This window comes from Kitasatospora sp. NPDC058965 (assembly GCF_042741245.1).
Lineage (GTDB): Bacteria > Actinomycetota > Actinomycetes > Streptomycetales > Streptomycetaceae > Kitasatospora.
Genome location: NZ_JBHYKG010000607.1, coordinates 1 through 1,330 on the forward strand (window position 1 = coordinate 1; position 1,330 = coordinate 1,330).

The 1,330-nt window shown below is 75.8% G+C and carries 1 protein-coding gene; it reads left to right on the forward strand.

Annotated features, from left to right (window positions below; all coding sequences use genetic code 11):
* Positions 1–15 precede the first annotated feature (15 nt).
* Positions 16–1,203, forward strand: coding sequence for a TerD family protein (locus ACFW1A_RS40545; protein WP_380418758.1), 1,188 nt, complete (start codon positions 16–18; stop codon positions 1,201–1,203).
* Positions 1,204–1,330 lie beyond the last annotated feature (127 nt).

The window sequence follows — 1,330 nt, forward strand, 5'->3', positions numbered from 1 at the left end:
GATGGAGGAGTGGTCATGAGCGTGGCCCTGACCAAGGGGGAGACCGTCTCCCTGGGACGGCTGGCCCCCGGCCTGCGCGCGGTCCGCGTCGGCCTGGGCTGGACGGCGGACGCCGAGTACGACCTGGACGCGAGCGCCCTGCTCTGCGGCCCGACCGGCCGGGTCCTCTCCGACCGGCACCTCGTCTTCTTCAACAACCGCACCGACCCGGACGGTGCGGTCCGCCACCTCGGCGACACCGGCGAGGCGGGCCCCGGCCACGACCGCGAGCGGATCGAGGTCGCGCTCGACCGGCTGCCGGCCGAGGTCGAGCGGATCGTCCTCGCCGTCGCGCTCTACCAGCCGGAGCGGCACGGGCAGCGGTTCGACCGGGTGCACGGCGCCTTCGTCCAGGTCACCGACCCGGTCGGCGGCACCGAGCTGGCCCGGTACGATCTCGCCGACGACACCGGCAACGCGACGGCCGTGGTCTTCGGCGAACTGCGCCGCCACGGCGCGGACTGGCAGTTCCGCGCCGTCGGCCGGGGCAGTGCCGACGGGATGGCGGGGATCCTGCGGGTCCACGGCCTGGGGCTCGCCCGGCCGGGGGAAGCGGCCCACGCACCGTCGGCACCCGCGCCGTCACCGGCCCCGGCGCCGTCAGCCCAGGCACCGTCACCTCAGGCGCCGTCAGCACCGGTGCCGCCGGCGCACGCAGCCCGTGTGCCGTCAGCACCGCCCGCACCCTCAGCACCGCCCACCGCAGCCGCGCCCGCACCGGCCGGCCCAGTCACGGGGAGTCCCGCCATGACCTGCTTCTTCGACCCCAACCACGGCCCCGGTTCGGCGGTGGTCCTCTGGTCGCCGCAGTGGGGCGTGCCGCGGCAGATCCAGGCCTGCCCGGCCTGCGCCCAGCGGGTGCAGACCACCCCGCCGCCGTTCTACACCCCGCCGCAGGCCGGCTACGCCCAGCCGCAGGGCTACCCGCAGCCCCAGGGGTACCCGCAGGGCCAGGGCTACCCGCAGGGCTACCCCCAGGGCCAGGGCTACCCGCAGCAGGGCCACCAGGGCTACGGCGCCGGTGCGCTGATCGGCGCGGGCGCGGCGGGCCTGATCGGCGGCGCGCTGCTCGCCGAGGCCTTCGACGACGACCAGCCGCGCGTCGTGGTGAACGAGTACAACGAGTACAAAGAGTACGACAACGACGAGGGCGACTTCTTCTAGCCGCGCCCGCCCCGCCGCCGGGGGCCCGGCCGCCCGCGCGTGTCGGGGAGGCCCCCCCCGCGGGGGACACTTCCCCGACTAACACGCCAGGCCCGGTTTCGTATCACCCCCCGCCCCAGAAAAAATG